Annotated in this window: 24 protein-coding genes; 5 read left to right on the top strand and 19 right to left on the bottom strand. The window is 61.6% G+C overall.

Translation table 11 applies throughout. From position 1 onward, the window contains the following. Positions 1-38: 38 nt before the first annotated feature. Positions 39-998, bottom strand: a complete 960-nt coding sequence (locus tag D5400_RS04115) for a sodium-dependent bicarbonate transport family permease (protein ID WP_126007923.1) — start codon at positions 996-998, stop codon at positions 39-41. Positions 999-1,103: 105 nt separating this feature from the next. Beyond that, complete coding sequence (locus tag D5400_RS04110) at positions 1,104-1,322, bottom strand: DUF465 domain-containing protein (RefSeq protein ID WP_164527787.1); 219 nt, start codon at positions 1,320-1,322, stop codon at positions 1,104-1,106. 100 nt (positions 1,323-1,422) lie between these two features. On the opposite strand from D5400_RS04110, the gene D5400_RS04105 reads away from it, so the two are divergent. Continuing rightward, positions 1,423-2,379 (top strand): LysR substrate-binding domain-containing protein, encoded by a 957-nt coding sequence (locus D5400_RS04105; protein ID WP_126007920.1) that lies wholly within the window; start codon positions 1,423-1,425, stop codon positions 2,377-2,379. A gap of 7 nt (positions 2,380-2,386) precedes the next feature. On the opposite strand, the gene D5400_RS04100 is transcribed toward D5400_RS04105, so the two are convergent. Continuing rightward, on the bottom strand, positions 2,387-4,030 hold the full coding sequence (locus tag D5400_RS04100) for a BCCT family transporter (protein ID WP_245451423.1): 1,644 nt from the start codon (positions 4,028-4,030) through the stop codon (positions 2,387-2,389). A gap of 304 nt (positions 4,031-4,334) precedes the next feature. On the opposite strand from D5400_RS04100, the gene D5400_RS04095 reads away from it, so the two are divergent. Continuing rightward, entirely contained in the window at positions 4,335-4,991 is a 657-nt protein-coding gene (locus D5400_RS04095) for a response regulator transcription factor (RefSeq protein ID WP_126007917.1), read from the top strand. Here D5400_RS04095 and D5400_RS04090 read toward each other — a convergent pair. From D5400_RS04090 to D5400_RS04060, 7 genes are all read right to left on the bottom strand, one after another. Then, complete coding sequence (locus D5400_RS04090; RefSeq protein ID WP_126007915.1) at positions 4,973-7,273, bottom strand: PAS-domain containing protein; 2,301 nt, start codon at positions 7,271-7,273, stop codon at positions 4,973-4,975. The two genes, D5400_RS04095 and D5400_RS04090, sit on opposite strands and share 19 nt — an antisense overlap. Then, a complete protein-coding gene (locus D5400_RS04085; protein ID WP_126007913.1) occupies positions 7,270-8,457 on the bottom strand; it encodes an FIST signal transduction protein in 1,188 nt (395 codons plus the stop codon). The genes D5400_RS04090 and D5400_RS04085 overlap by 4 nt, the downstream gene beginning before the upstream one ends. A gap of 30 nt (positions 8,458-8,487) precedes the next feature. Further along, entirely contained in the window at positions 8,488-8,847 is a 360-nt protein-coding gene (locus D5400_RS04080; RefSeq protein WP_126007910.1) for a hypothetical protein, read from the bottom strand. Further along, positions 8,844-9,503: a hypothetical protein gene (locus D5400_RS04075; protein WP_164527786.1), complete on the bottom strand. Its 660-nt coding sequence runs from the start codon at positions 9,501-9,503 to the stop codon at positions 8,844-8,846. Before D5400_RS04075 ends, D5400_RS04080 begins: the two co-directional genes overlap by 4 nt. Before the next feature lie 80 nt (positions 9,504-9,583). Next, positions 9,584-10,240: a hypothetical protein gene (locus tag D5400_RS04070; protein WP_126007905.1), complete on the bottom strand. Its 657-nt coding sequence runs from the start codon at positions 10,238-10,240 to the stop codon at positions 9,584-9,586. 40 nt (positions 10,241-10,280) lie between these two features. Then, entirely contained in the window at positions 10,281-11,258 is a 978-nt protein-coding gene (locus D5400_RS04065; protein ID WP_126007903.1) for a PQQ-dependent catabolism-associated beta-propeller protein, read from the bottom strand. 41 nt (positions 11,259-11,299) lie between these two features. After that, positions 11,300-12,481 carry an ABC transporter substrate-binding protein gene (locus D5400_RS04060; RefSeq protein ID WP_164527785.1) on the bottom strand — a complete coding sequence of 394 codons (1,182 nt, stop codon included), beginning with the start codon at positions 12,479-12,481 and terminating at the stop codon, positions 11,300-11,302. Between the two features lie 278 nt (positions 12,482-12,759). On the opposite strand from D5400_RS04060, the gene D5400_RS04055 reads away from it, so the two are divergent. Next, the gene (locus D5400_RS04055; protein ID WP_126007898.1) at positions 12,760-13,872 is read left to right on the top strand and encodes an S-(hydroxymethyl)glutathione dehydrogenase/class III alcohol dehydrogenase; all 1,113 of its coding nucleotides are present in this window, start codon (positions 12,760-12,762) and stop codon (positions 13,870-13,872) included. 37 nt (positions 13,873-13,909) lie between these two features. Continuing rightward, complete coding sequence (fghA, locus tag D5400_RS04050; RefSeq protein ID WP_126007896.1) at positions 13,910-14,818, top strand: S-formylglutathione hydrolase; 909 nt, start codon at positions 13,910-13,912, stop codon at positions 14,816-14,818. A 12-nt stretch (positions 14,819-14,830) separates the two neighbouring features. Here the strand turns inward: fghA and D5400_RS04045 are convergent, their stop codons facing one another. The 8 genes from D5400_RS04045 to D5400_RS04010 form a co-directional block, all read right to left on the bottom strand. Further along, positions 14,831-15,634: an ABC transporter permease gene (locus D5400_RS04045; protein ID WP_126007893.1), complete on the bottom strand. Its 804-nt coding sequence runs from the start codon at positions 15,632-15,634 to the stop codon at positions 14,831-14,833. Further along, positions 15,631-16,392, bottom strand: a complete 762-nt coding sequence (locus D5400_RS04040) for an ATP-binding cassette domain-containing protein (protein WP_126007891.1) — start codon at positions 16,390-16,392, stop codon at positions 15,631-15,633. Before D5400_RS04040 ends, D5400_RS04045 begins: the two co-directional genes overlap by 4 nt. An 18-nt stretch (positions 16,393-16,410) precedes the next feature. Beyond that, positions 16,411-16,926 (bottom strand): DUF3280 domain-containing protein, encoded by a 516-nt coding sequence (locus D5400_RS04035; protein WP_126007889.1) that lies wholly within the window; start codon positions 16,924-16,926, stop codon positions 16,411-16,413. Further along, on the bottom strand, positions 16,923-17,759 hold the full coding sequence (locus D5400_RS04030; RefSeq protein WP_205665512.1) for a quinoprotein dehydrogenase-associated SoxYZ-like carrier: 837 nt from the start codon (positions 17,757-17,759) through the stop codon (positions 16,923-16,925). The genes D5400_RS04035 and D5400_RS04030 overlap by 4 nt, the downstream gene beginning before the upstream one ends. Continuing rightward, positions 17,756-18,772 carry a quinoprotein relay system zinc metallohydrolase 2 gene (locus D5400_RS04025; RefSeq protein WP_164527784.1) on the bottom strand — a complete coding sequence of 339 codons (1,017 nt, stop codon included), beginning with the start codon at positions 18,770-18,772 and terminating at the stop codon, positions 17,756-17,758. Before D5400_RS04025 ends, D5400_RS04030 begins: the two co-directional genes overlap by 4 nt. Further along, positions 18,772-20,313 (bottom strand): quinoprotein dehydrogenase-associated putative ABC transporter substrate-binding protein, encoded by a 1,542-nt coding sequence (locus D5400_RS04020; RefSeq protein ID WP_164527783.1) that lies wholly within the window; start codon positions 20,311-20,313, stop codon positions 18,772-18,774. Before D5400_RS04020 ends, D5400_RS04025 begins: the two co-directional genes overlap by 1 nt. Next, on the bottom strand, positions 20,310-20,795 hold the full coding sequence (locus D5400_RS04015) for a c-type cytochrome, methanol metabolism-related (RefSeq protein ID WP_164527782.1): 486 nt from the start codon (positions 20,793-20,795) through the stop codon (positions 20,310-20,312). The genes D5400_RS04020 and D5400_RS04015 overlap by 4 nt, the downstream gene beginning before the upstream one ends. A 139-nt stretch (positions 20,796-20,934) precedes the next feature. Beyond that, a complete protein-coding gene (locus D5400_RS04010; RefSeq protein ID WP_205665560.1) occupies positions 20,935-22,731 on the bottom strand; it encodes a methanol/ethanol family PQQ-dependent dehydrogenase in 1,797 nt (598 codons plus the stop codon). A 499-nt stretch (positions 22,732-23,230) separates the two neighbouring features. On the opposite strand from D5400_RS04010, the gene D5400_RS04005 reads away from it, so the two are divergent. Then, a complete protein-coding gene (locus D5400_RS04005; protein ID WP_126007879.1) occupies positions 23,231-23,677 on the top strand; it encodes a GFA family protein in 447 nt (148 codons plus the stop codon). Between the two features lie 297 nt (positions 23,678-23,974). Here the strand turns inward: D5400_RS04005 and pqqA are convergent, their stop codons facing one another. Further along, positions 23,975-24,070, bottom strand: coding sequence for a pyrroloquinoline quinone precursor peptide PqqA (pqqA, locus tag D5400_RS04000; RefSeq protein ID WP_126007877.1), 96 nt, complete (start codon positions 24,068-24,070; stop codon positions 23,975-23,977). Between the last annotated feature and the right edge of the window lie 106 nt (positions 24,071-24,176).

Raw genomic sequence — 24,176 nt, 5'->3', positions numbered from 1 at the left:
TCGGCGGAGCACTCAGCCGACGGCGTTGATCCTGCTCATCACGAATACGCCAAGCTCTGGGCCATCCAGATATAGAGCGGGATGCCGAGCGTCACGTTGAAGGGAAAGGTTACGCCCAGCGACATGGCGAGCGATGTGCCCGCATTGGCTTCCGGCAAGGTCATGCGCAATGCGGCCGGCACGGCGATATAGGATGCGCTGGCTGCCAGGATCCCCATCGCGGCAGCATTTGCGGTTCCAAGTCCGGCCATCACACCGAGCGCAGTGCCGACGAAGCCGTGCAGCAGCGGCATGGCGACCGCAAGCAGGCCGAGCTTCAGCGTGAGAGAGCGTGTCTCGATCAACCGGCGCGCAGCGATGAGCCCCATGTCGAGAAGAAACAGGCACAGCACGCCGCGAAACCCAGCCTCGAAGACAGGCGCAATCTGCACATAGCCCTCGCCGCCGATGACGAGGCCGATGACGAAACTGCCGACCAAGAGCACGATCGAGCCATTGAAAAGAGCTTCGTGCATGAGCCGGCTTGCTGGAAGCGCGCTCTCGCCCGTCGTCGTCCGTCTTGCAAGAACCAGGGCGACGACAATCGCCGGCATTTCCATCAATGCCAGCACCGCGACCATGAAGCCGCTTGCCGGCAATCCAGCCAGTTTCAGCGCCTCGATGCCCGCGACATAGGTCACGACGCTGACCGAGCCATAATGCGCGGCAATCGAAGCGGCATCCACTCTCGACTGTCGCGCGAATGTGCGCGCGAGCCAGAACGCCGTCAGCGGCAGCACCAGCGAAAGCGCAAGGCCGATGAGCGCCGCCACGATAAGATCACCCGTCACGCCTTCGGCGGCGACGGCGACACCGCCTTTAAGGCCGATCGCGACCATCAGGTAAATCGCCATCAGCTTGCCGGCCGCCTCCGGCACCGTCAGGTCCGAACGCGCGATCGCGGCAAGGGCGCCAAGGCCGAAGAAGAGCACCATCGGCGAGAACAATGTCGCGATCATGTGTAAAATCCTGGAGGGATGCGTGTGGCAAACGCACTGATGACCGATCGCAATTTCAGGCGATGAACCGGCGAGTTGTGACCGCTACAAGCGACCGGTGGAGGCTTAAGGCTGAAGCGAGCGGCGGCGGACGACCTGAACGCGCGCCAAATCACCGTTCCGGTTCAGCCGCTCGATAAATTCGATCTGGTCGCGGAAGCGGACCCTGAGACGCTTCAGGGCGCTGAGCCGCAACCGGTCGGGGTTCGGGCTTGCGAGTTCCTGCTCGATACTGCGCTGGATTGTTGCGCGGCGGGTCTGCAGCGCTTTTAGGAACTGGTCCATGATCTCACCTGATCGTTGTTGCCGCCGATAGGTGCCGCAGCCTGATCGATAGTTCCAATTCATTGTTGAAATCGGCACGATAGCTTTTAACTAAGTCTTGATGCCCTTTCGCCCCTCTTTCCGTCAGCTCGAATACGTCGTCGCCGTGGACGATCTTCGCCACTTCGGCCGTGCCGCCAAACGCTGTCATGTCTCGCAGCCGACGCTGTCGGTTCAGGTGTCCCTTGTCGAGGAGGGGCTGGGCGTCACCCTGTTCGAGCGCACCTCGTCGCAGGTCGTGCCGACACCGGCCGGCGAGCGCCTGGCCAAGGGTGCGCGTCTGCTGCTCTCCTCCTTCGACGATCTGCTGCAGGATCTTTCGGCACAGGCGGCGTCGCTCGGCGGCATGATGCGCATCGGCACGCCGGCAAGTTTCGGCCCTTATTTCCTGCGTTGGCTCCTGCCTGGCCTGCACGAGCAATATCCCGATCTCCAGGTCTACATCCGCGAGGACAGCCCGGCCGCGTTGGAAGCGGCGGTTGCCGACGGCACGCTCGATTGCGGCATCGGCCCTTCTCCGGAACGCGCGGGGCTGTCGTTCCGCCCGATCGGCCGCGAGACCATCTTTCTCGGCGTGCCGGCCGAGCACGGCCTCTCTGCGCGGGGGACAGTGGAACTTAAGGAGATCGCAGGAGAAACGCTTCTCGCCCTCGGCCGCGGCCACCGCCTGCTGGAAAATGTGCGCCACCTCGCTGCTGCCTCGGGCGCACACATCAACGAGGATTTCGAAGGCTCCAGCCTCGATGCGATCCGACAGATGGTGTCGATCGGAATGGGGCTGTCACTCTTTCCGGAGCTCTACGCCAGATCGGAGTTCCGCGGCGAAGCCGACGTGAAGCTGCTGGGATTCGAGGACTGGGACGAACGCCGCGAGGTCAGCGTCTACTGGCGCGAAGGAAGCGGCAGGGAACGCCATTACCAAGCACTCGCCGACGCCGCCGATGTCATCGCCATCAAGCTTGGCATTGCGGGCGACCGCCGGGGCAACTCCGGCACGCCAAGTAAGAACCGCTCCTAAACGGCGGCTAGAACTCCGTCAGCTTCGGTCGCCGGCCGATCGTCACATGGTCGATGTCTTCGAGATAAAACCCTTTGATGAGCGACGGGATCATCATGAAGACGAGGCAGAAGATCGGAAGACCCACCACCGTGATGACCTGCTGAAGTGCCTCCAGACCCACCTCGCCGGCAAGAACGATCAGCATCGCTGCGACCAGGCCTTCGGACACACCCCAGAAAACGCGCTGGCGAACCGGACCGGGCTCTTCCGTGCCGGTGCACAGCATGTCGATGACAAGCGACGCTGAATCCGATGAGGTCGCGAAGAAGATCGCCACGATCACGATGGCGAAGCCCTGGACCAACTGCACCAGAGGCAGGTTTTCGAAGAATGCGAACATGGCGAGCGGCACGGACTCCGCGACCGCGCGGCTGAGCGCCCCGGCGCTTTCGCCCATCTGCTCGCGCACCACGCCGATGCCGTCGAACTGCATGGCCTGCCAGCCGAAGATCGCAAACCAGATCAGCGTGAAGAGCGACGGCGCCAGGAGCACGCCGAAAACGAATTCGCGGATGGTACGGCCCTTCGAGATGCGCGCCACGAAGATACCGATGAAAGGCGACCACGTGACGGTCCACGCCCAGTAGAAGACCGTCCAACCGCCTTGCCAGCCCCAGCCCTCACCGTTCGGATCGTTGTTGGCCAGCATGTCGTTCCAGAACGCCAGGCGCGGCAGGTTCGAGAAGTAGATCCCGAACGTCTCGACGATCCCGCGCAGGAGAAACAGGGTGGAGCCCGCAAACAGCACGAAGAACATCAAGATCACGGCCATGCCGATGTTCAGGTTGGACAGAAGCTTTACGCCCTTGTCGAGCCCGGCGACGATCGAGGCGACGGCCACTGCCGTCAGCACCGCAAGGATTGCAATCGTCAGCGGCACGCCGTCATTCACGCCGAACAGTGCCGACAGGCCCGCCGCGATCTGCGAGGAGCCGAGACCGAGCGACACAGCGACACCGAACAGCGTGCCAAGCACCGCTGCTATGTCGATCGTCTTGCCGATCGGACCATGGATGCGCTCGCGCAGCAGCGGATAGAACACCGAACTCACGCGCACCGGCAGATCGTAGCGGTGAATGAAATAGGCAAACGCCAGGCCCGGCAGCGTGAAGATCGTCCAGGTGTGCAGACCCAGATGATAGATCGAGATCGCGATCGCGTCGCGCGCCGCCTGCTGGGTGTAGGGCTCGACACCCGGTAGCGGCGGCTCAGAAAAATGGCTGATCGGCTCGGCCACACCCCAGAACATGAGAACCGTCCCTATCCCGCCCGCAAACAGCATCGTGAACCAGGACAGGTTGGAATATTCGGGCCGACTGTCGCGCTTGCCCAGGCGGATGTGCCCATGACGGCTCGCCGCCGCCCAAATGAGGAAGCCCAGCCAAACGTTCACGCCAAGGATGAAGAACCATCCCAGATTCGTGACGATCCACGCACGGCCACTTTCGAACGCGGTTCCGATCGGCCCCGGCGCGACGACGAGCAGGATGACGAAAATGAGGGTGAGTGCCGCGGACACGAGAAAGATCACGGGATCCGTACGCAACCCGAAGCGCTGCATAAGAGCTTCCACTAATATTCTCCCGTCGGTATCTGTCGATTGCCTCAAGCAATCGAAGCTTCACTGAATATCGAAATCCATTGTCAATATCGTTCAGTAGCCAAGTTGATCCGATACGGCCACCCCGCAGAACTGATGTTCCGTCATCTGCTGCCGGCCGAGGTCTGGCTCGACGTGCCGGGCGGAATACTAGCAGCGAGGATCATTCTTCAATCGCCCCCCCTCACTGCATCGACCGATTATGGGAGTGAGACGAAAGATGGATGTTGCCCGCACGTCTTATCCGGAATAGCCTAGAATCCGTATCGATTTGTGACATTAACCGTCAGAACCACGCTGGAGGAGGGCGCGGATGCTGATCTTGGTTGTGGACGATCATCCATTGGTGTGCGCAGCGTTGGAGATGACGCTCGTCAATGGTCTGTCGGATTGCGCGGTGAAGTCTGCTCAGTCCGTCGCAGAAGCTCTGTCCGTTATCGAAACACATGATCTCGACCTGGCCTTGCTCGACCTCAAGCTGCCGGATGCATCCGGCCTCGACGGGTTAGAGCGCCTGCGCAAGGCGGCCCCTCGCCTGCCGATCATCGTCATTTCCGCCCTGGATGATACAAGGCTGATGCCGATGGTTCGAAGCATGGGTGCGAGCGGCTTCATCAGCAAGACCGCCAAACCCCGCGACATTTTCGAAGCGATCCACGTCGTGCTCGACGGTGGCGCAGTTTTCCAGCAGAACACGAATGGCATGGACATGAGCTGTCCGGAGGCGAGGCGCGCGGAGGAGATTCACCTCGCCGCCGCCATGCACAGCCTTACGCCGCAACAGCGCGTGGTCCTGCGCATGCTGGGCGAAGGCTTGCTGAACAAGCAGATCGCCTATGAGCTGTCGATCAGCGAGTCGACTGTCAAAGGTCACGTGTCGGCGATACTGCGCAAGTTCGAGGTTCCATCGCGCATGCAGGCGGTGCTTCTGGCGCAGCGCACCATGTTCGATCAGGCGCTGGGTGCCTGATCGACCTCGATGTCGATTGCAAGATGGGTAAGATAGGCGCGCAGCTGGGCCGGTTTGACCGGCTTGGCGAAGTGCTCGATGCCATTTTGCCGGGCCCGCTGACGCACCGCCCAGGATGTTTCCGCCGTGACGAGGATCGCCGGCACCATGCTGCCGATCCGCTTGCGCAGCCTGACGATGGCTTCGATGCCGTCGATGTCGCCGTTCAGATGATAATCGGCGATGATCGCCGACGGCCTCGTCAGGGCGCCATCACACCGCGCTTCGATCTCGGCGTAGGATGATCCGGTCACGCTGGCGAACTGCCAGTGATCGAAAAGCGTCGTCATGGCGTGCGCAACCGTCTCGTCGTTTTCGAGCACGATCAGTGTGTTCTCGGAGGTTGGCGATACCGTCAATTGCGCTTTGTCATCCATGTTTCCCTCAAACGTCGTGCCGCCCGAATTGTCCTGGGTGCGCCACGCGTTGATGACGAGAGAAAACACCGATCCCCGCCCGACTTCCGACTTGAGCTCAATGCGCTGTCCGAGAAGATCGGCCGCGCGCTGGGCGATGGCAAGCCCGAGGCCAAGGCCTGTCACATCGGAGTTTGCAGCGGTCGCACGTTTGAACTCCTGGAAAATGAGCTGCCGGTCGACCGGCTGGATGCCGGGGCCGGTATCGTGGATCTCGATGCGCAGCGATGTACCCGCACGCTTTGTGCCAAGAAGGATGCGGCCGGAGGGCGTGTACTTGATCGCGTTGCTCAGAAAATTCTGAACGATCCTGCGCAACAGATTGGGGTCCGTTCGGATGATCGCCGTCGTCGGCACGATCCTGAGATTAAGGCCGCGCGCTCCGGCAAGCGCACTGAATTCGATGCGCAGCGTGTCGAACAGTTCACCGAGCTTCACGTCGGCAAGTTTGATCTCGTAGCAGCCGGAATCCATCTTCGACATGTCGAGAAGCGTTCCGAGAATGCGCTCGGTCGATTGCAGCGAATGATCGATGTTGTCGATCAGCTTCACCGCCTCCGGCTGCGTCCCAGCCGCGCTTTCGAGCGCAAAGAGATAAAGCCGGGCAGCGTTGAGCGGCTGCAGAAGATCGTGGCTGGCGGCGGCGAGAAACTGCGTCTTGCTCATGCTCGCCGCTTCGGCGGCGCGGCGCGTGCGAACGAGGTCGGCGGCGGTGGCTTCGTGCCGGCGCACCTCATCCTGCAGCGCCGCGTTGAGCGCCACGAGTTCACGCGTGCGTTCGCTGACGCGCTCCTCCAGTTCATCCTTGCTGCGCTCGAGCATGCGGGCAGCCTGGTACTGGGTCGTGACGTCAGTCAACGTCACCACGAATCCATCGTTCGGCATGGCGCGGAAATTGGCGGAAACGGTTCTCCCGCCCGGATAGAAGATCTCCAGCCGTAGTGGCGGCCGCTTGTTCACCTGGCCGATCCAGCGGAGAAACTCGCTTTCCCGCTCCTCGGCGATCCGCGCCCCCCGCGCTAAGAGAAGGCCGATGAGTTCCCGGACAGTCGTCCCCTCGTGCAGCTCGACATAGGGCAGGTTGGTGAGCATCGCCGCCTGCGAATTCCAGGCAACGAAACGACGCGCACCGTCGAAGACGACGACACCCTGCGCAATGCTGGCAAGCGTGGTGGCGAGCACCTCGGACTGCTCCGCCATACGGGTCAGCCGGCTCGTCTCCTCCAACCGCTTGAAGGGCGTGATGTCACTGACGATGGTGACCTTGCCGCCGTCCTCCGTCGCCCGCTCGCTGATCTGGATCCAGCGCCCGTCGCTCAGCAATTGCTGGAACTGGCAACGCGTCTCGCTGTGACTGCTTGACCGGCTCGCGATCCAGGCATCGGGGTCCGTCACCGCCTCGACGATCACGCCGATGCGCGCCGCGTGCCGGATGATCTCCTGGAAATGGGTGCCGGGTTTCAGGAGATGTTCGAGCTCTGGAAAGATCTCGCGGTACTTGCGGTTGCACAGGACGATGCGGTCGTCCCTGTCGTAGAGAATGAAGCCCTCGCCAATGGAATCGATGGCTTGCCGAAGCTGGCGCCGCGCGATCTTCGCCTCGCTCATCGCGCGGGCGAGACGCTGGATGCGCTTCTCCACATTGCCTTCCACCTCGATCAGCGGTTCGATCGTGCGAAAGACGCGGCCCGACAGATCGTTGTTGCGGTCCACCTGCCCAATCAGCGCGTCACGGATGATCCGGAGCTTCTCGTTTTCGCGCCGCAGCTGGCGCACTTCCTGCTCGAGTTGCTGGTCGAAGGATAGGTTCGGATCGACATGTTTCATTCGGCGGCCCCGATCGCCAGCCCGGTCAGTGTCTGGCTCAGATGCAGAAACTTGAACTGTTCGCCATAGGTGCTGAAGCCGATCATGTTGAAGCGTTTGAAGATGGGCAGCAGCTCATGCTTGATCCCCAGCCGCTCCGCTTCCAGCCGCCGCAGGATACAGTCGAAACACAAGACCAGCTCGATCGAGCCTAGCCGATCGGAAATCTGCTCCATATTGAGCAGCAGATTGTCGCGCATGTCGACGGGCGAGGCAGGCGTGAGCACGATGCCTTCATCGACCGCGCAGAAGAAATGCAGCGCACCCTGGTCGTCAGATTTTTGGATGGCGCGCACGTGATAGTCGCCGCCGATCCGCGCGAGCAGCGGATTTGCGGCAAAGACCGCAGGCGTCAGTGCCGAGACGTCCACGCCGATCAGCCTCGCATATTCTTCGGCAGCGGGCTCGGCATTGATGGTCTTGACGATGCGCCTTTCCGGATCAGCGCTGGTGATGACCAGCTTCTCTTCCATCGGCCGGAAATGCTCAAACTTGAAGACCTCGATCTGGCGGTTCGACGCGCCAATGACGACGAGCGCCGTATCCTCGAGAATTGCCCCGTTATAGAAGATCTGAGTCGTGTCGAAATGCAGGTTGTCGCCGGCCGATGCACCGAACACGGGCACCTCGTCGAGTGCCGCATAGGCACTCGCGGCGATCTCTTCCTCACGTCGCGACAACCCGTCGACCAGCAGCATCGCGAAGAGGTTCGAGCGATCCTGTTCCAGCTCGCGCAACAGCCGGAAGTAAGCCGTTTCGATCAGCTCGCCGCCGCGCGGAATGGAGAATTGCTTGAGGTTCTCCAGAAGGCAGATCTCGAAGGAAAATGCACTGCGGTCGAAGGCGAGCACGATCGCGCCGTCAGCCTCGTAACGCTGCTCCGTCAGGCTCCCGGCCGTCGTGCAGCCGATCAATGGCACGCCCGGAAATCTCGCGGACAATGAACGTACCACCGCATCGTAAGGCGCGGCGGACGAAACGAAGAGCGCAATCAGCGCTGGCTCGCAGCCAACGATGCCGGTGGCGAGCTCCTCCACGATGCCTTCCGGCATGCGTGATCCGGACCATGCACGGCGAATGGCTGGGCGCAGGGCGGCGCGGGGCCGGTCGCGAATACCCAGGTCAATCTGTTCCCAATCAGCCATTCTGGCGCCTGACGGTCGAGCCCGCCTGCTTCAGTAGAAGCAGCGGACCTCGGCTTCTATCTGCGACTGCCGCAAGGCATCGACCTTCGACTGGCTGGCCGGCGTCTCACGGAAAATCATCATCTTCTCGCCACCGCCCGGCACCTGCCGCATGCGCAGCACAGTTTCGGCAGCGCTATAGTCCTCATAGGTGAGCAGCGACGAAACCACATCGATGCTGCACGAACATTGCCGGAGCGCCTTGGCCGTCTGCCCATTTGCCGCCATGCAACCGAGCACGTAGTCGGCGACCACCTCGGTAGGATAGCCGTTGGCAGCATCAGCCTGGGGAACTGTGCCCGCAGCGCTGATGGCGAAGAGCGCCAGCATGAGGTGCCATCGCCGGATCATTGGACGAGCTCCCTGAATCGATAGGTCTCGCGCAGACGCACACCGCTGCCGTCCATCGCCGGCACTTCGCTTGAGAGTTCATAGACGCTGCCGGGCAGATCCGGCGACAGGCTGATCTGATAGAGCTTCTTGGCAAAGTCTGGCATGCGGCCAGCCGCGTCCGCATCATCATATGGCATGAGGCTGACTGTCTCGACGGCGATCTCTTCGTCGGCGACCTCGGCCGTTCCCTCCTCCGCTTGCGCCGGTTGTGCGAGCATGTCGCGCAGACGGCTGCGGAAGAATTGCGGCGAGCCGCCCGTGTTGCGGCTCATGAAATCGGCGTCCCGCTGAAAGAAGACCAGCAGCAGCGGGTTGATGGTCTCCGCCGTCGTCGAAACCGAAAGCGTTCGCGTCTTGGGGAAGACGGCGATGTCGAAATCGAAACCACCCTCGGCATCCGATTCCTCAAACTTCAGGCGCACCTCGTCCTTGAAGGGTTCTTCGAGAATATCGCCCTCGAGCGTGTAGTCATAGACGAGTTCGCCGGAGCCTTTCAGTTCAGCGAGGTGGTTGGCGCCGTAGACGCGCTCGCCAGCTGACCCTTCGACCAGTTCCGCTCGCGATCCGTCCAGAGCAAGCGACGGCGCAACGAAGACCGTCGCGGCAAGGCTCAACGAGAGACAGCCGACCGGTAACAACGCAAGCCTGCCTGAGACGGCTCTTCTAAGGATCAAGGCACAGTGTGCAAAAAGGCTCATTCTTTCACCATGTGCGAATAGATCGCCTGTCCGAGCGCGAAGGCGCGCTGCTCCAGCAAAACGGGTTGCTCGCAAAGATAGATCAGCGCGCGCCGGCGCTCGTCGAAGACCCGGATCTCCCAGTCGAGCGCGGTCGGCGCACTGTCCGCACTGGCCGTGGCGGGCGCGTTTTCGGCAGCGGCGATGCGGCTCGATCGAATATGTTCCGCGCGCTCCCGCTGACTGCGCGCATAACGGCCGATCCCGGCGATGATCGATGCACGGTCGCGATTGATCAGTTCGAGCGTCCGCCCGAAAAGGGCCGTGAGCTGTTCGTTGCGTTCGCTCTCCGGCAGCGCCTGCGCATAGTCGGCAACCAGCGTGCGCGCCTCCTCGATCGGCAGCCGGCGCACCGAAAGCTGTTCAGCCATGGCGCGCACATCCTCGTTGCGTGCCCAGGCAGCCGGTTCCGGCTCCGGCCCCGCCCATACCTGAGCCGTGGATATGCGCGGCACGAGACGTTGGATGCACGGCCAATCCGGATTTGAGCCATCGGCAGCCTGGGCCGCACTCGGAGCAGCCACCGCGATTGCCAGTCCAAGAGCAGCCAGAAGCAGCCTTGAGCGGCGGCCAGCACCCCCGCCTCGCCTCGGGATTTTGATGGTCGACGTCATGGGCACCTCCCGTGCTCAGGACCAAAAGATCGACATGGCCTCACGGCTTGATGGCGATTCCCCAGGGAAAGCTCCCAACGGGGATGGACACCATCGCAGTGTCGGTCGCCGTGTCGATCAATGTGACATCATTGCTGACGCCGTTTGAAGTATACAGCGTTGTCTCGTCCGGCGTGAGTTCCAATTGCCAGACCCGCTGGCCGACGAGAATATAGTCAAGCACCTCATGCGTCTGCGCATCGATCACCGCAACGCGGTTGGATGGACCGAGCGCCACATAAGCCTTGCTGCGATCCTCGAGAATCTTCACGCCGACCGGCTGCAACGCCTCGGGCTCGACACCGGCGACCTCGAACGAGATCTCGCGCATCACTTCCATCCCGACCGGATCGATGACGCTGACCGTGCCGCCGATCTCGGCCGTGACCCAGACCTCCGAACCGTCGGACGTGAATTCGGCAATACGCGGCCTCTGGCCGACAAGCACGTTGCCGACGATTTCGTAGCTGTCGGTATCGATGAAGTGGGCCATGTTCGTCGTTTCCGACGTGTTGACCACGATCTTCCCGTCCGGGCTGACGCCCATGCCTTCCGGCTCCACGCCGACCGGAATTTCGGCGATCATCTCGCGCGTTTCGAGATCGATCACGGTGACAAGGTTGTCGTCTTCATTGGCGACATAGAGCCGATCGCCCTGTGGTGCGATAACGAGAAGTTCGGGATCGGGGCCGGAAGGCAAGGTATCGACGAGTTCCAGCGTCTCGGTGTCCATCACCTGGATCGTGTTGTCGTCGCTGGCGCAGATATAGAGAAACCGGTTGTCGTGGCCGAGCGCGATCCCGCGTGGACGATTGCCGACTGCGATTTCGTTGATCACTTCCTGCGTTTCACCATCGATCACGGAGATCGTGTTGCCCTGCTCGTTCGACACGAACACCGTCAATGCGTGGGCCGGCCAGATGCCTGCAACCAGCCCCACACCCGCCGCGAGCACCGCGACCTTGCCACCATTCTTCATTGCCCAATTCCTCCCGTTGAAATGCTTCGACGTCTTTTTTTCTATTGCAGTCGGCATTCGCTTTCTGGTTCGTCGTAGCCGAGGCTATCCAACGGTGTGCGTTCATGCAGGAAACCCGGTTGGGGTGACGCAGACACAAGCACGCGCTTGTTGGCGATCAGCACGGGCTGGCGCATCTGTTGATCCCAGCTTCGATAGCTGAGCCCGACGCCTTTGAAGCCGCCGATCTCAAAATCCGGGCTGCGCAGAAACGCGCGGATCTCCGCCGCATCCGCGCTGTTGAGGCGCGTCACCGCTTCCCCGATGGAGCGAACGCCGAGCCAAGCGCCATAGTCGCGCTCTTCCATCCACCGGTCCGCCACCTGTTCGAAGCGGCGTTGGATCTGCGTCGATCCCCACTGCTCCAGAACGCGGTGCCACGACATGGCGACCAGGCCATGCGTGCCAGCGACCGGACGGGCTGCATAGGTGTTGTAGGGCAGGTATTCGCCGAAAACTTCGTTCTCGTCCGCGACGATCAACACGTCGTATTCGCCGCCCTCCTGCGTCGCCAAAGGCATCTGATCCTGGATTTGGATATGGCCGCTATCGGTGCGCCGCGAGATTGCCGAATAGGCATAATCGCTCTCGGCCACGACTTGCGCACCGAATTTTTCGGCCGAACGGCGAATTGCCTCGGCGAACGCGACATCGTTCTCCTGCGTCCCCGACACGAGATAGAGCCGCGGCCATCGCTTCCAGACGAGAAACTGGACCAGGGCGTCGGTCCGCATGGAGCGGCTCGGCGCCGTGTGAAACACATTGTCGAAACAGACATTGATGCGCAGATCGTCATCACCGACGCGGCCGTTGAAAATAAGCGCCTCGCTGGCTTCCGGATGTTCGGCGATCGCCTGCAGATCGTCACGCGGCAAATCCGAGATGAAGAGCGTTTGGCCGCTTTGCCGCTCTTCCTCGAATACGACGGCAATGTCTTCGTCAGCGGTCAGAACCCGCTCGACCAGCGAATAGGTGTGTCCGAGAAACCCGCCGGTCGTCTTGTTGTCGTCGAGCGCGAGCCGCGCGCCCCACACGCCTGGATCTTCCACGATGGGATCGACGAAGGACAATGGCAGACGTTCTTCCTGATCCCGCGAAAGGAACACGATCTCCACGTCTACGGCCCTGGCTGCCGTCGTGGCGGCAAGTATAGCCAGCACAACGGTTGTGCAAAGTCGTATCAAAAGTCCTCCCGCCCGGCCCCCGCCGGCTTCTGTCGCTCCAATGGTCGGCGCTGATACGCCTGATCTCCCGATGGCAATGTGACAAAGGGGTCGACCGGTCGATATAGTGCTAAGGTACTACGCCAGTCTCTCATCGGCGTTGATACGACCGACCTCAGTAGATCGGCTTATCCACTGCTTCGAAGTACTTAAGGACTATTTAGCCCCCTGGCGCCCCTGCCTACAATCCACTGGTCGCAAGCTGCCATCTTGCGTCGAGACGAGAAGAGGGGATTAGCATGAAGACGCGTGCGGCAGTCGCTTGGGCAGCGAACCAGCCTCTATCCATAGAGACGGTGGACCTGGCTGGTCCGTCAGCCGGTGAGGTCCTGGTCGAGATCATGGCGACCGGCATCTGCCACACCGACGCCTACACGCTGTCGGGTCTCGATTCGGAGGGCAAGTTTCCGGCAATCCTCGGTCACGAGGGCGCGGGCATCGTTCGCGAAGTCGGCGCCGGGGTGACATCCGTCAAGGTGGGCGACCACGTCATCCCGCTCTACACGCCGGAATGCCGCAACTGCAAAACCTGCCTCTCGCAACGATCCAACCTCTGCACCGCGATCCGCTCGACCCAGGGCCAGGGCGTGATGCCGGATGGGACGAGCCGCTTCGCATGCGAGAGCGGTCCGGTCTTCCACTACATGGGCTGCTCGACCTTCTCCAACTTCACCGTTCTGCCGGAGATCGCGGTGGCAAAAGTGCGCGCCGACGCGCCCTTCGAGAAGATCTGCTACATCGGCTGCGGGGTCACCACGGGTATCGGCGCAGTCATCTACACCGCCAAGGTCTGGCCGGGCGCCAATGTCGTCGTCTTCGGCCTCGGCGGCATCGGCCTCAACGTCATCCAGGGCGCCCGCATGGTGGGCGCCGACAAGATCATCGGCGTCGATCTCAATCCCGCAAAGGTCGAGATGGCGCGCAAGTTCGGCATGACAGACTTCGTCAATCCCAATGATGTCGGCCAGGACAAGGTCGTGCAGGCGATCGTCGATCTGACGGATGGCGGCGCCGACTTCTCGTTCGACGCCACAGGCAACGTCAACGTCATGCGCCAGGCGCTGGAATGCTGCCATCGCGGGTGGGGACAATCGATCATCATCGGTGTGGCGGAAGCAGGCAAGGAGATCGCGACGCGACCGTTCCAGCTTGTCACCGGGCGGGTCTGGAAAGGCACCGCATTCGGCGGCGCGCGAGGCCGGACCGACGTACCGAAGATCGTCGATTGGTACATGGAAGGCAAGATCAACATCGATGATCTGATCACCCACACGATGCCGCTCGAGGAGATCAACACGGCATTCGATCTGATGCACGAGGGCAAGTCGATCAGAAGCGTTGTGGTCTTCTGACGGTCGAACCGACAGGGTCCGGACGAGGAAGTCTGCGATGGACGTCGATCAACGCCAAAGCCAGCCAGTCGCCATCGCTGGCGACGTTCGCCGCAGGCCTTTCCAGGAGATCTCCCGTGCGTCGTCCTTCGGCGGGCAACAACTGACGCTGATCCACGACAGCGCTGCCACGGGCACCCCCATGCGCGTCAGCGTGTACCAGCCGCCCGCCGCCGAGCGGGGAGCCGTCCCGGTCGTCTATTTTCTTTCCGGCCTCACCTGCACCGAAGAGAACTTCACGGTGAAGGCAGGCGCACAGCGCATGGCATCGGAACTGGGACTGATGATCGTCGCGCCCGACACGAGCCCGCGCGGCGATCGCGTCCCGAACAGCGACGACGATGCACTCGGGCAAGGCGCCGGCTTCTACGTCGATTCCACCGAAGCCCCCTGGTCCGATCATTTCCAGATGTTCAGCTATGTCTCTGACGAGCTTCCGCGGTTGATCGAATGCACATTTCCGGTCATCCGAGGAAAATGCGGGATACTGGGCCATTCCATGGGCGGCCACGGCGCCCTGACGATCGCTATGCGCCATCCCGAGCGCTACGGCTCGGTTTCAGCCTTCTCACCGATCGTCGCGCCGAGCGCGGTGCCATGGGGGCGGAAGGCGTTCGCCGCCTATCTCGGCCCCGACGAAGCTGCATGGCGCGAATACGACGCCACGTTGCTGCTGCGCGATCGCGGTTTTCCCACGCAGATCCTCATCGATCAGGGCACTGATGATCCCTTCCTGCAGACGCAGCTTCAAACCGAACGCTTCATCGACGCTTTGAAGGCCCGGGGACAATCGGCGAAAGTGCGGATGCAGGCGGGCTACGACCATTCCTATTTCTTCGTCGCAACGTTTATCGACGATCATCTGCGCCACCACGCGCATATCCTGCATCAGGGCTCGGGCGGGTAGATTTGCGGTACCTCAACCTCCCCTGCCCGCCGTCGGTCCGCCCCGGGCTGGCGTGTAACCGACCAAAGCCGCGATGCCGAACACCAGGAATGTCGCAACGACGATGCCGAGCGCCATCAGGTTCGGCTCGCGGTAGATCGTGAACCGGATGAGTTCCACCACATAGGTGAACGGATTGAGCAGACAGAGCTCGTAGATCGTGACGCTGCCTTCGCGCATGCGCCAGAGCGGATAAAGCGCCGACGACATGAAGAACATCGGGAAGATGAGGAAATTCATGACGCCCGCGAAATTCTCCAGCTGCTTGATCCATGACGACAGGAACATGCCGAGCGCACTCAGCGTCATGCCCGTCAGGATCAACACGGGAAACATCATGATCAGCCCGGCCACCGGCAACCGCGTGCCGAGCAGCATGGCGATGATGACGAACGCATACACCTGGATGATCGAGACGAACGTCCCCGACAGCATGCGCGCCAGAAGCAGATAGCTGCGCGGCAACGGCGTCGACATGAGCACCCGCATGGAGCCCATCTCGCGGTCGTAGACCATGGACAGGGAATTCTGCATGCCGGCAAAGAGCTGGATCATGCCGATCAGCCCCGGCACGACATAGACGTCATAGGTGATGTAGGTCTTGTAGGGCGGGATGATGGAAAGGCCGAGCGCCGCCCGAAAGCCGGCGGCGAAGACGATGAGCCAGATCAGCGGGCGCACGAGCGCGGAAAAGAAACGGCCCTTTTGCTGCACGAAGCGCAGCATTTCGCGCCAGAGAATGGCGAGAAAGGCACGTGTCGCATGTCCGCTCTTCATGCGGCGCTGACCGCATCATGTGCCGTCATCCGCGTGAAGGCCTCATCGAGATTGGCCGCACCGGCCGATGCGACGATGGCGTCCACCTGTCCGGCAGCGACGATCCGGCCCTTGTCGAGCACAATGACGTCGTCCTCGTCTCCCACCTCGTCGACCAGATGCGTCGCCAGCAGCACCGTCATCCCCTTGTCGCGCGCGAGCGCATGCACATGCTCGATGAGCCAACGCCGCGTTGCGATATCGAGCCCCGTACTGGGTTCGTCGAGCAGCAGCAGGGCGGGATGATCGAGAAGCGCGCGGGCAACCTCCACGCGTCGCCTTTGCCCGCCGCTCAGCTTGCGCACCTTAGTCTTGTTCAGCCCCTCAAGTCCGATCGCAGCCAGAAGCATGTCGATGCGATCCTTCGCCTCAAGCCGCGTCAAGCCGCGCAGCGCCGCGAAGTAGCGAAGGTTCTGGTCGATCGTGAGATCGAGCTCCAGCGTCTGCGCCTGAAAGACGATGCCGAGCGACGACAGCGCCGCCGACCGGTCACGCCGCAGCGGATGCCCCGCGATCACCACCTCGCCTTCGCGACAGTCGAAGAGCCCGGTGATGAGGGAGAACAGCGTCGTCTTGCCGGCACCGTTCGGACCGAGAAGCGCCGTCACCTTGCCAGGCGCGAGATCGAAGCTGATGTCATTCAGCGCCGGTTTCTTGCCGTAGCTGTAGGAGATGTTGCGAACCGAAAGTGCCGTCGGCGGCTGCGCCGTTTCAGTCATGCCTGCAGACCGCCCTTCCTATTGCTGTTCTTCGAAGAGCTGGTTGCGGATGAGGTAGCGCACGCCATGGATCCAGCTTTCATCGGTGTTGCCGCGGATGCTGGCATTGTACTTGCGCAGGAGGTTGCCTGTCTCGGCATCATACACCGACATGCTAAGGCTGAGGATGAGCGTCGAGATTTTCTGCACGAACCCTGTCACCACCCGGTCGGCGCCCAATTCGCGCGCCAGCCGGCTTTCGCAGCCATTGCAGGTGCGCAGCTTCGGCATGGTGGCCAACCGCTCCTGCATCGCATCCGTGTCGACCAGCTCATATCCACCCTGGTCGCGATAGGCATCGCGCAGCAGGTCGGTGATCATCTCCAGTCGTGCCGCTTCGGCCGGGTCGGCCCCACGCACTTCGCCTTCCAGGCTCGTGTCGTAGAGCTCGAAGGTGAAGATCGCGAGCTTCTCGCCCTCTGCGGCCAGACCCGGATTAATCGAGCCTAGCAGAAGCAGCCACACCAGCATGAAGCACACGGGGATCGACGTCACGAGGCGGATCCCATGCGCAACGGCCAGCGCTGCTCGAAGACGTTTCCTTTGGTATCGGTGGCACGAGCCGTCAGCTCACCTTCACCTTTCGGCATCACGAAGAAGTTGAAGCTCGGGTTCTCACTGATCGAGATGTCGCCCTCGAATGTCAGTATTTCCTGACCATCGATCGACACTGCCAGGTCGTTGACATAGTGGGACGGGATCCAGAGCTGCGTCACCTGATCGGTCTGGAGACCGCTGAAATTGGGATGGCTAATCATCAGCTGAACTTCTGCGGGCTGGTCGACCTCCCACTCGCCAATCTGCCGCATGCGCATGTCGCCCAGCCGCGCCATCGCCTGGGCGTTGTTCTTCGTTGCCGGCGCAGCGCAACCGCCGGATGCTTTGACGAAGGTCTCCGCCATGTAGAGCTGTCCGTCATCCATCTCGGCGATCGCCCGGATGTTGGAATAGGCATTGACGCGAACGCGCGTGGCGATGTCTGCGATGCCGTTGGCGCGCGAGAAATGAAATGTGCCTGCAACCGGCGCCGGGTTTTCGTCGATCACGATCGTCAACGACTTGATGTAGCGCTCGTCATCCGGGCCGATCATCGATTTGATGCTGATCGGCACGAGCGCCGCGTCCTGGGCGCGATCGGGGGCTTCGATCTCGAGCAATCCGCTGCCGTCATGAATGGTGCGGTCGTCGCCGTAAAGCTCGGACCGGATCTCGGTCCACGCTTTGCTGTCCTGAGCCAGCGCCGGGTCCCCGGCCGGCATCACCAGGATGACGAGCAGGAGCAACCAAGCCGAGATCGCGAAGCGACGGGATGTTGAAGGTTTCATCATTCCCACTCCAGTTCCGCATAGGCTGCGATGATGTTGCGCCCGTGGCCCTCGTCCCGCAATAGCCAATTCGGCCCAGCGAGATCAGCGAGTTGCGCCACCGCCTCGGTCATGTCCAGTCCGTCCGCGATCGCCGCGCGCACGCCGTCGCGCAGCGAAACGAGATATTCCTTCTGCTGCTCGATCGCCTCGCGGCCGGATCCAAGCGCCCCATGACCCGGCATCACTTGGGACACATCGCCCGACATCAACTCATCCAGATGGTCGATCCAGCCATTGAGGCTGCCGTCGACGATCGGTATCCGATCCACGAAAAGCAGGTCGCCTGCCCATAACAGTCCGGTCCGGGTGTCGAAGACGGTCAGATCGTTGTCGGTATGCGCGGCCGGCCACGCCTTGAGCAGGAGCTTGCGTCCACCGAGATCGATTTCCGCAGCGTCGTCGACGAGAAAATTCGGTTGAACGACCTTTGTGTCGCCCCCATTCAGCGAAAGCGTCTTGATCTGCTCCAGATAAAAATCGCCGCGCTCGGAGAGCGCGCCGGGAAGCCGATGATGACCGACGAAGACGGGTGCGGCGTCTTCGAAGGCGCCGTGTCCGAAACAATGATCGAGATGAACATGCGTCGCGATCACGTGGCTCACGGGCTTATCCGTCACGTGGCGTACCGCAGCCATCAGTAACACGCCTTGCGCGTATGTCGTGCCGGTGTCGACGACCGCAACGCTCTCATCGCCGATGATGAAGCCGATATTCGCGATCGCCCCATGATTACCCGCGGTTATCACTTCCTGGAGGCCGTAGCGCACATGGATCCCGTCCTCGATTTCCTGAAACGGAAGATCGGATTGGCGGGCAAGCGCAGCGCCGTTCAACGGACAGCATGAAGAAAGGAAGGCAAGCATTGCCGATCGGCAAACGAACTGCCGGCGCGTGGACCCACCGTCGCGCACCGCCTGCCCGATCATGCCGTCGAAACTGCTGATCCGTGTCCGGCGATGGGGATGCGCTTTCATCAGTGGATCGTTGCAGCTGAGAGGTCCGGTCGCCATGGACGCACGCTCTCCAGCGCACCGTCGTCTTCAATCCAACCCGTCACCCCATCGGGAAACCAGGCGACGTCGGTGAACCCATATTCCACCGCGCGCTTGGCGGCATTCCACGACATCCAGCAATTGCGCTCGCAAAAGAACACGAGGCCCTTCTCAGCGGCCGGTCCCGCCAGCTCGTCGAGCTTGGCGTGAAACGCCGCGTCCTCGCCGGGTTGCAGCTTCCCGTAGCCCATATTCGCAAGCCAATGGGCACCCGGAATCGTGTCCCGCTCGGGCTCGCGCCACACGGTGTCATCCGGCCGATCGTCAGGCAGCGGTGGTGCCGGCATCACGTCGATCAGCACGACATCGTCCGACCCAACCAGCGCATGCATGGCGGCGACGAAGATGGTCCGGGCGCCTGCGACGCCATCGGGAACCGGGGCACGATAATTGTCCATACGGTACGGTTCGGCCTCGGCAGCCGTCTGGCCATAGGCGTCTTGATCGCCCTCGCTTCCGATCTCGGAGCGTTGCTGAGTGCCAGCCTGTGGCTCGCTGCCCCCTGCATCATCGGGCTCTTGTGCCGGTTCTGCAGCGGCGGGCAGCGTCATGGGCAGGATCAGCTTGCCGGCATTGTCGAGAAGGGGCACGCCATAGGACTGCAGGATCGCGTCGATGTCGGCCTTGTGCTCCATCAGGATAGCGTTGAGCTGATCCTTCCAGTCGTTCTCGCCGTGCCGGATTCCCATCGAGATCCGGTAGTCGACGCGCTCCGTGCCGCGTGCTGCCTGAAGTGGCTCCATCACGAGGTTCGGATCAATCTGCTGGATCCAGTATCCGGCAAGCGGCCCCCACACGAGCGCCGCATCGGTATCGCCATCCGCCACATCCTGCACCATGTCTCGGGCCGGCTTGTCGATCCGCGTATCAACGATCAGCGGGTAGTGCTTGGACTGGTCGAGATGGCCGTAACGCGCCACAGTGGTCGCGCCCGGAGTTCCCGGCTGAATGCCCATCCTGAGATTGTCGAAGGCCGGATCATCCAGATCGCCCGAAGGCAGCACCAGATCCGCCCTGTGCACGATCATGTAGGCGGCGCGGTAATAAGGATTGGTGTTCTGCATGAGTTCATTGGTCGTCGCGACGCCGATGACGACATCGCAGCGCGATGCCCCGAGCGTCATGCGCACGAAGCCAACCGTTTGCGGAAACCAGGTGTATTCGATCGGCACGCCGAGTTCGTCTGCGATCAACTCGGCGATCTTGTTCTCGAACCCCTCACCCTTGTCGTTCGAATAAGGGAGATTGCCTGGGTCGGCGCACACTCTCAGCCGGGTCCGGTCGACGATCTCACCCAGCGGCGAGCGGCCGAAGCTCCCCTGCTGGGCGCCGATCGACCCCATCCCGCCCGGCGTCGTGCCCGCCGGGGTTTGAGCCTCGGCTCCAATCTGCCCGAGACCCATCGCTGCGATCACGAAAGAAAGCGCAAGAATGAACCTGGTTGGATGGAGCCGGCCGGTCATTGGTTCGCCTGCCATTCCTGGAAGACCGGATCGTTTTCCGGATCGATGCGATCGGGACGACCGCGGCCGATAGCGTCGTCGGCACGTGCCTTCAGGTAGGCGTAGATGTGGTCTATGTAGAGCATGACGTCGACATTGTCACCGAAGGCAGGCATGACCGAGTTGCCGCTGGCGCCACTCGAAGTGCGGCCATTGGCGACGGTCGCGGCAAAGTCAGCATAGGACATGTCCTTCAGCGAATTGACCAATGCCGGGGCGAATGTGCTGCCCATGCCGTCCGGACCGTGGCAGGTGTGGCAGGTGTTGTGATACCGGCGAAAGCCATTATAGGTGCCGTAATCCACCTTCCCATCCTCGACGATGTAAGGCTTGTCTTCCCAATCGACCGCCTCATCCTGGGCTTGAGCGGGGGAAAGGGATGCGGCTGTAAAGAGCAGCATCGCGCCGCAAAAGCCGGTGGCGGCCGACATCAGATGATTCATCAGGATCTCCTCGGGATGGTCTTTGAGCTTCCTTCGGATCGCGCAGGCGATCATGAGGAAGTCTTTCAACTGGATTCGCGGCCCGGTTGAACGACCGGGCCGCGCGATGTTCAGGAACGATGCAGGACGCTTGCTGCCATCATTCGCTCGGGAGGCTGAACACCGTCAGCTGGCCGCCCAGCTGGGTATAATCGGACAGCGACTGATACGCGCCCACAGCACCCAGACCGTCGGTACCTTCCGTCAGACCTGCGGCAAGACCAATGCCCGCCCAGCCGCCGATGCCCGAGAGCACGGCCACATACTGCTTGCCGTCATGCTCATAGGTGTTGACGTTGCCGATGATCCCGGATGGCGTCTTGAAGCGGTAGAGCTCCTCACCCGTCTCCATGTCGACGGCTTTCAGGTACCCTTCGAGCGTGCCGTAGAACACTATGTCGCCAGCCGTCGCCAAGGCGCCCGACCAGACCGAGAACGGTTCTTCCACCGACCAGACGATTTCGCCGGCAGCCGCGTCCCAGGCAATGAAGTTGCCCATGCCACCATGGCTGTCAGGGGCCGGATACATCGACAGGGTTGCGCCCACGTAAGGCTGACCTGCTGTGTAGGAAACCTGGAAAGGCTCGTAATCCATGCAGACGTGGTTCGTCGGGATGTAGAAGAGACCGGTTTCCGGCGAGTAGGCCGAAGGCTGCTGGTCCTTTGTGCCGAGTGCGGCTGGGCAGATGCCTTCCGAGTTCACGTCGACACCGTTCTGGGCAGTGGAGTATTCGGCAACGACCTGCGGCCGACCGTACTGCTCGTCGTCCTCATTCATGACGACTTCCGTCGCCCAGTTGACTGCGGGATCGTATTTCGCAGCCACAAGCAGCTCGCCCGTCTCGCGATCGAGCGTGTAGGCAAAACCGTTGCGGTCAGGGTGGAACAGAACCTTCCGTTGCTCACCGTCGATTTCCATATCGACGAGGATGTTTTCGTTGACGCCGTCATAGTCCCACTCGTCGTGGGGTGTCATCTGGTAGACCCACTTCGCAACGCCGGTATCGAGGTCACGCGCGAAGATCGTCATCGACCAGCGATTGTCGCCGGGACGCTGCGCCGGGTTCCACGTTCCCGGGTTGCCCGAACCATAATAGACGAGGTTCAGTTCCGGGTCGTAGGACACCCAGCCCCAGACGGTGCCACCGCCGAGCTGCCACTGGTCGCCTTCCCAGGTGTCGACGCTCGAGTTTTCGCCGACCGGTTCGCCGAGATGGGTGGTGTTCTCCGGATCGAGAAGGATCTGGTCGTCCGGCCCGACGGAATAGGCACGCCATTCCTGTTCGCCCGTCTCCAGATTATAGGCTGTCATGTGGCCCTGGACACCGAACTCGCCGCCGGAATTGCCGACAAGCACTTTGTCGCCGGCAATCAGCGGCGACATCGTGCCGGTCTCGCCCTTGGAAGGATCGCCATTCTGCGTCTTCCAAAGCTCCTCGCCCGTCTTGGCATCGAGCGCGACCACGTTCGTGTCGGCCTGGTGAAGAATGATCTTGCCGTCGCCATAGGCCACGCCACGGTTGACCGTATCGCAGCACATGACGGGGATGACGTTCGGGTCCTGCTCGGGCTCGTAGCGCCAGATGATCCGGCCATTGTCGTTGAGATCGAGCGCAAAGACCTTGTTGGGGAATGGCGTGTGGACATACATCACGCCGTCGATGACGAGCGGGCCACCTTCATGGCCGCGCAGGACGCCGGTGGAGAAAGACCACGCGACTTGAAGATCGCCGACGTTATCCTTGTTGATCTCCTCCAATTCGCTGTATCGCGTGGCGGAGTAATTGCCGAGCTGCATCACCCAGTTCTTGGCATTCTGCTGCATCTCGACAAGTTCGTCGTTCGCAGAGGCAAGCGATGTCGTAGCGGCCAGAGCCAGCACCGAACATGCCGCCATCAATCCGATTTTTTTCATATCCTCCATCCCCATCTGATCGTCCTCCCGTCACGCCTCGCGACCGGCCTTGTTGCTGCCGACACGGACACTGACGCCCAGGCTAGGCTCGGCGCAGTCTGGAAATTTTGGATGGCGCCCCCGGCTGTGTCGATAGAACGTTAGTACTGCGAAGTACTGACGCATCAGATCGGACGTTTTTGTGCAATGCATTATTAGGGATTTGCACTGCAACCACGAGGCGGGCCGCAGCAGACGAGCTGGTTCAACGAACGTTGCTTGGCAGGCCGTAAGTACTATTGTTGCGCCTGAGGCGGAATGGAAAAATTCGGCCCAATCTAATCGCATTCACGGTTCATTTCTTGCTGCCGCGCAATGGCGCGAACGCAGCAATGATTTGCTGAATTTTTTTGACAGTAGCCGGCATCGAAATACCGCCTGCGGCCTCGCTTCATTGAGGCCGTGCGGCTGGATTCACCATAAATCTGGAGGAGACGGACAGATGGCCATACTTGCGCGAGGCGGGTGCCGTTGCGACAGCAACCCGGTGCGGTTCGAATACAACAAGGAGCCGGCAGAGGTGCATTTCTGCCTCTGTACCGATTGCACCGATACGTGCGGCGGTGCCCTCGCCCTGATCGCCGTGGTCGAGCGCAGCGCCTTCACGATCACAGCCGGCGAGGAAAAAATCCGCAATATCGATACGAAGCCCACGTGCCACCGCCGCTACTGTGCCGATTGCGGCTGCCACATGTTTCTCTATGTCGACGCTTTCCCGGACCATCTGTTGATCCATGTACCGACGATAGATCGGGACACGGACATCGGTGGCGAGCCCGATCGCTGGGTTTTCGTCAACTCCAAGCATCCCATGGTGACGATTCCCGACGACGGCCTTCCGCGCCATCCCGGCTGGGCCGCGAGCGGTGACCCCGTTCAAGCGGCATGAGGCAGAACGCGCATCAAAGCGGCTGAATGGTGCATCCTGGGTTTTCGGACCCGCTCCTGTTTCTGGCCCAAGAGCGAGACTATAACCCAGCCCCCTCAAGGGAAGATTGTTGCTCGGCGCTCTCTGGGCAGCTTGCGACATGGTCTACGCCACCGCACGATTCCTCCGCGTCCAGTTGCAGAGGATTGTCGCGTGTAGACGCTTCTTCAACGAAAAAGAGCGCAGGCCATGCAGCCTGCGCTCTATCATTTGGCCGGAGAACCTGCTTCTGAAAGCGCCTCAGGCCGGGTCGGTTTCCTAGAACAGGACGGGTTCGTCACCGTCCGCCGGTGCATAGCGGTTGATTTCCATTCCGCAGCTGACTTCGATGAATTTCGGTGCACGCCAGGTCATGTTTCCTCCAATTCAGTGAACGTGGACTGCCACGTTGGCAGAAGCCATTCCAACATTACGGCAAGTACATTGCAATGGTGCCTGCCTCGCCGGCCATAGTACCTTC

The organism is Georhizobium profundi, from assembly GCF_003952725.1.
In the GTDB taxonomy this organism is placed as follows: domain Bacteria; phylum Pseudomonadota; class Alphaproteobacteria; order Rhizobiales; family Rhizobiaceae; genus Georhizobium; species Georhizobium profundi.
This window is presented reverse-complemented; position numbering and strand designations above follow the sequence as displayed.

Coding starts and splice junctions, on each gene's coding strand:
- D5400_RS04110 (WP_164527787.1), bottom strand. CDS start 1,322: ATGGACCAGTTCCTAAAAGCGCTGCAGACCCGCCGCGCAACAATCCAG.
- D5400_RS04010 (WP_205665560.1), bottom strand. CDS start 22,731: ATGGCGGCATGTTCGGTGCTGGCTCTGGCCGCTACGACATCGCTTGCC.
- pqqA (WP_126007877.1), bottom strand. CDS start 24,070: ATGACCTGGCGTGCACCGAAATTCATCGAAGTCAGCTGCGGAATGGAA.
- D5400_RS04085 (WP_126007913.1), bottom strand. CDS start 8,457: ATGGCTGATTGGGAACAGATTGACCTGGGTATTCGCGACCGGCCCCGC.
- D5400_RS04045 (WP_126007893.1), bottom strand. CDS start 15,634: ATGAAGAGCGGACATGCGACACGTGCCTTTCTCGCCATTCTCTGGCGC.
- D5400_RS04005 (WP_126007879.1), top strand. CDS start 23,231: ATGGCCATACTTGCGCGAGGCGGGTGCCGTTGCGACAGCAACCCGGTG.
- D5400_RS04095 (WP_126007917.1), top strand. CDS start 4,335: ATGCTGATCTTGGTTGTGGACGATCATCCATTGGTGTGCGCAGCGTTG.
- D5400_RS04115 (WP_126007923.1), bottom strand. CDS start 998: ATGATCGCGACATTGTTCTCGCCGATGGTGCTCTTCTTCGGCCTTGGC.
- D5400_RS04105 (WP_126007920.1), top strand. CDS start 1,423: ATGCCCTTTCGCCCCTCTTTCCGTCAGCTCGAATACGTCGTCGCCGTG.
- D5400_RS04020 (WP_164527783.1), bottom strand. CDS start 20,313: ATGACCGGCCGGCTCCATCCAACCAGGTTCATTCTTGCGCTTTCTTTC.
- D5400_RS04025 (WP_164527784.1), bottom strand. CDS start 18,772: ATGAAAGCGCATCCCCATCGCCGGACACGGATCAGCAGTTTCGACGGC.
- D5400_RS04030 (WP_205665512.1), bottom strand. CDS start 17,759: ATGATGAAACCTTCAACATCCCGTCGCTTCGCGATCTCGGCTTGGTTG.
- D5400_RS04080 (WP_126007910.1), bottom strand. CDS start 8,847: ATGATCCGGCGATGGCACCTCATGCTGGCGCTCTTCGCCATCAGCGCT.
- D5400_RS04040 (WP_126007891.1), bottom strand. CDS start 16,392: ATGACTGAAACGGCGCAGCCGCCGACGGCACTTTCGGTTCGCAACATC.
- fghA (WP_126007896.1), top strand. CDS start 13,910: ATGGACGTCGATCAACGCCAAAGCCAGCCAGTCGCCATCGCTGGCGAC.
- D5400_RS04070 (WP_126007905.1), bottom strand. CDS start 10,240: ATGACGTCGACCATCAAAATCCCGAGGCGAGGCGGGGGTGCTGGCCGC.
- D5400_RS04090 (WP_126007915.1), bottom strand. CDS start 7,273: ATGAAACATGTCGATCCGAACCTATCCTTCGACCAGCAACTCGAGCAG.
- D5400_RS04065 (WP_126007903.1), bottom strand. CDS start 11,258: ATGAAGAATGGTGGCAAGGTCGCGGTGCTCGCGGCGGGTGTGGGGCTG.
- D5400_RS04015 (WP_164527782.1), bottom strand. CDS start 20,795: ATGAATCATCTGATGTCGGCCGCCACCGGCTTTTGCGGCGCGATGCTG.
- D5400_RS04055 (WP_126007898.1), top strand. CDS start 12,760: ATGAAGACGCGTGCGGCAGTCGCTTGGGCAGCGAACCAGCCTCTATCC.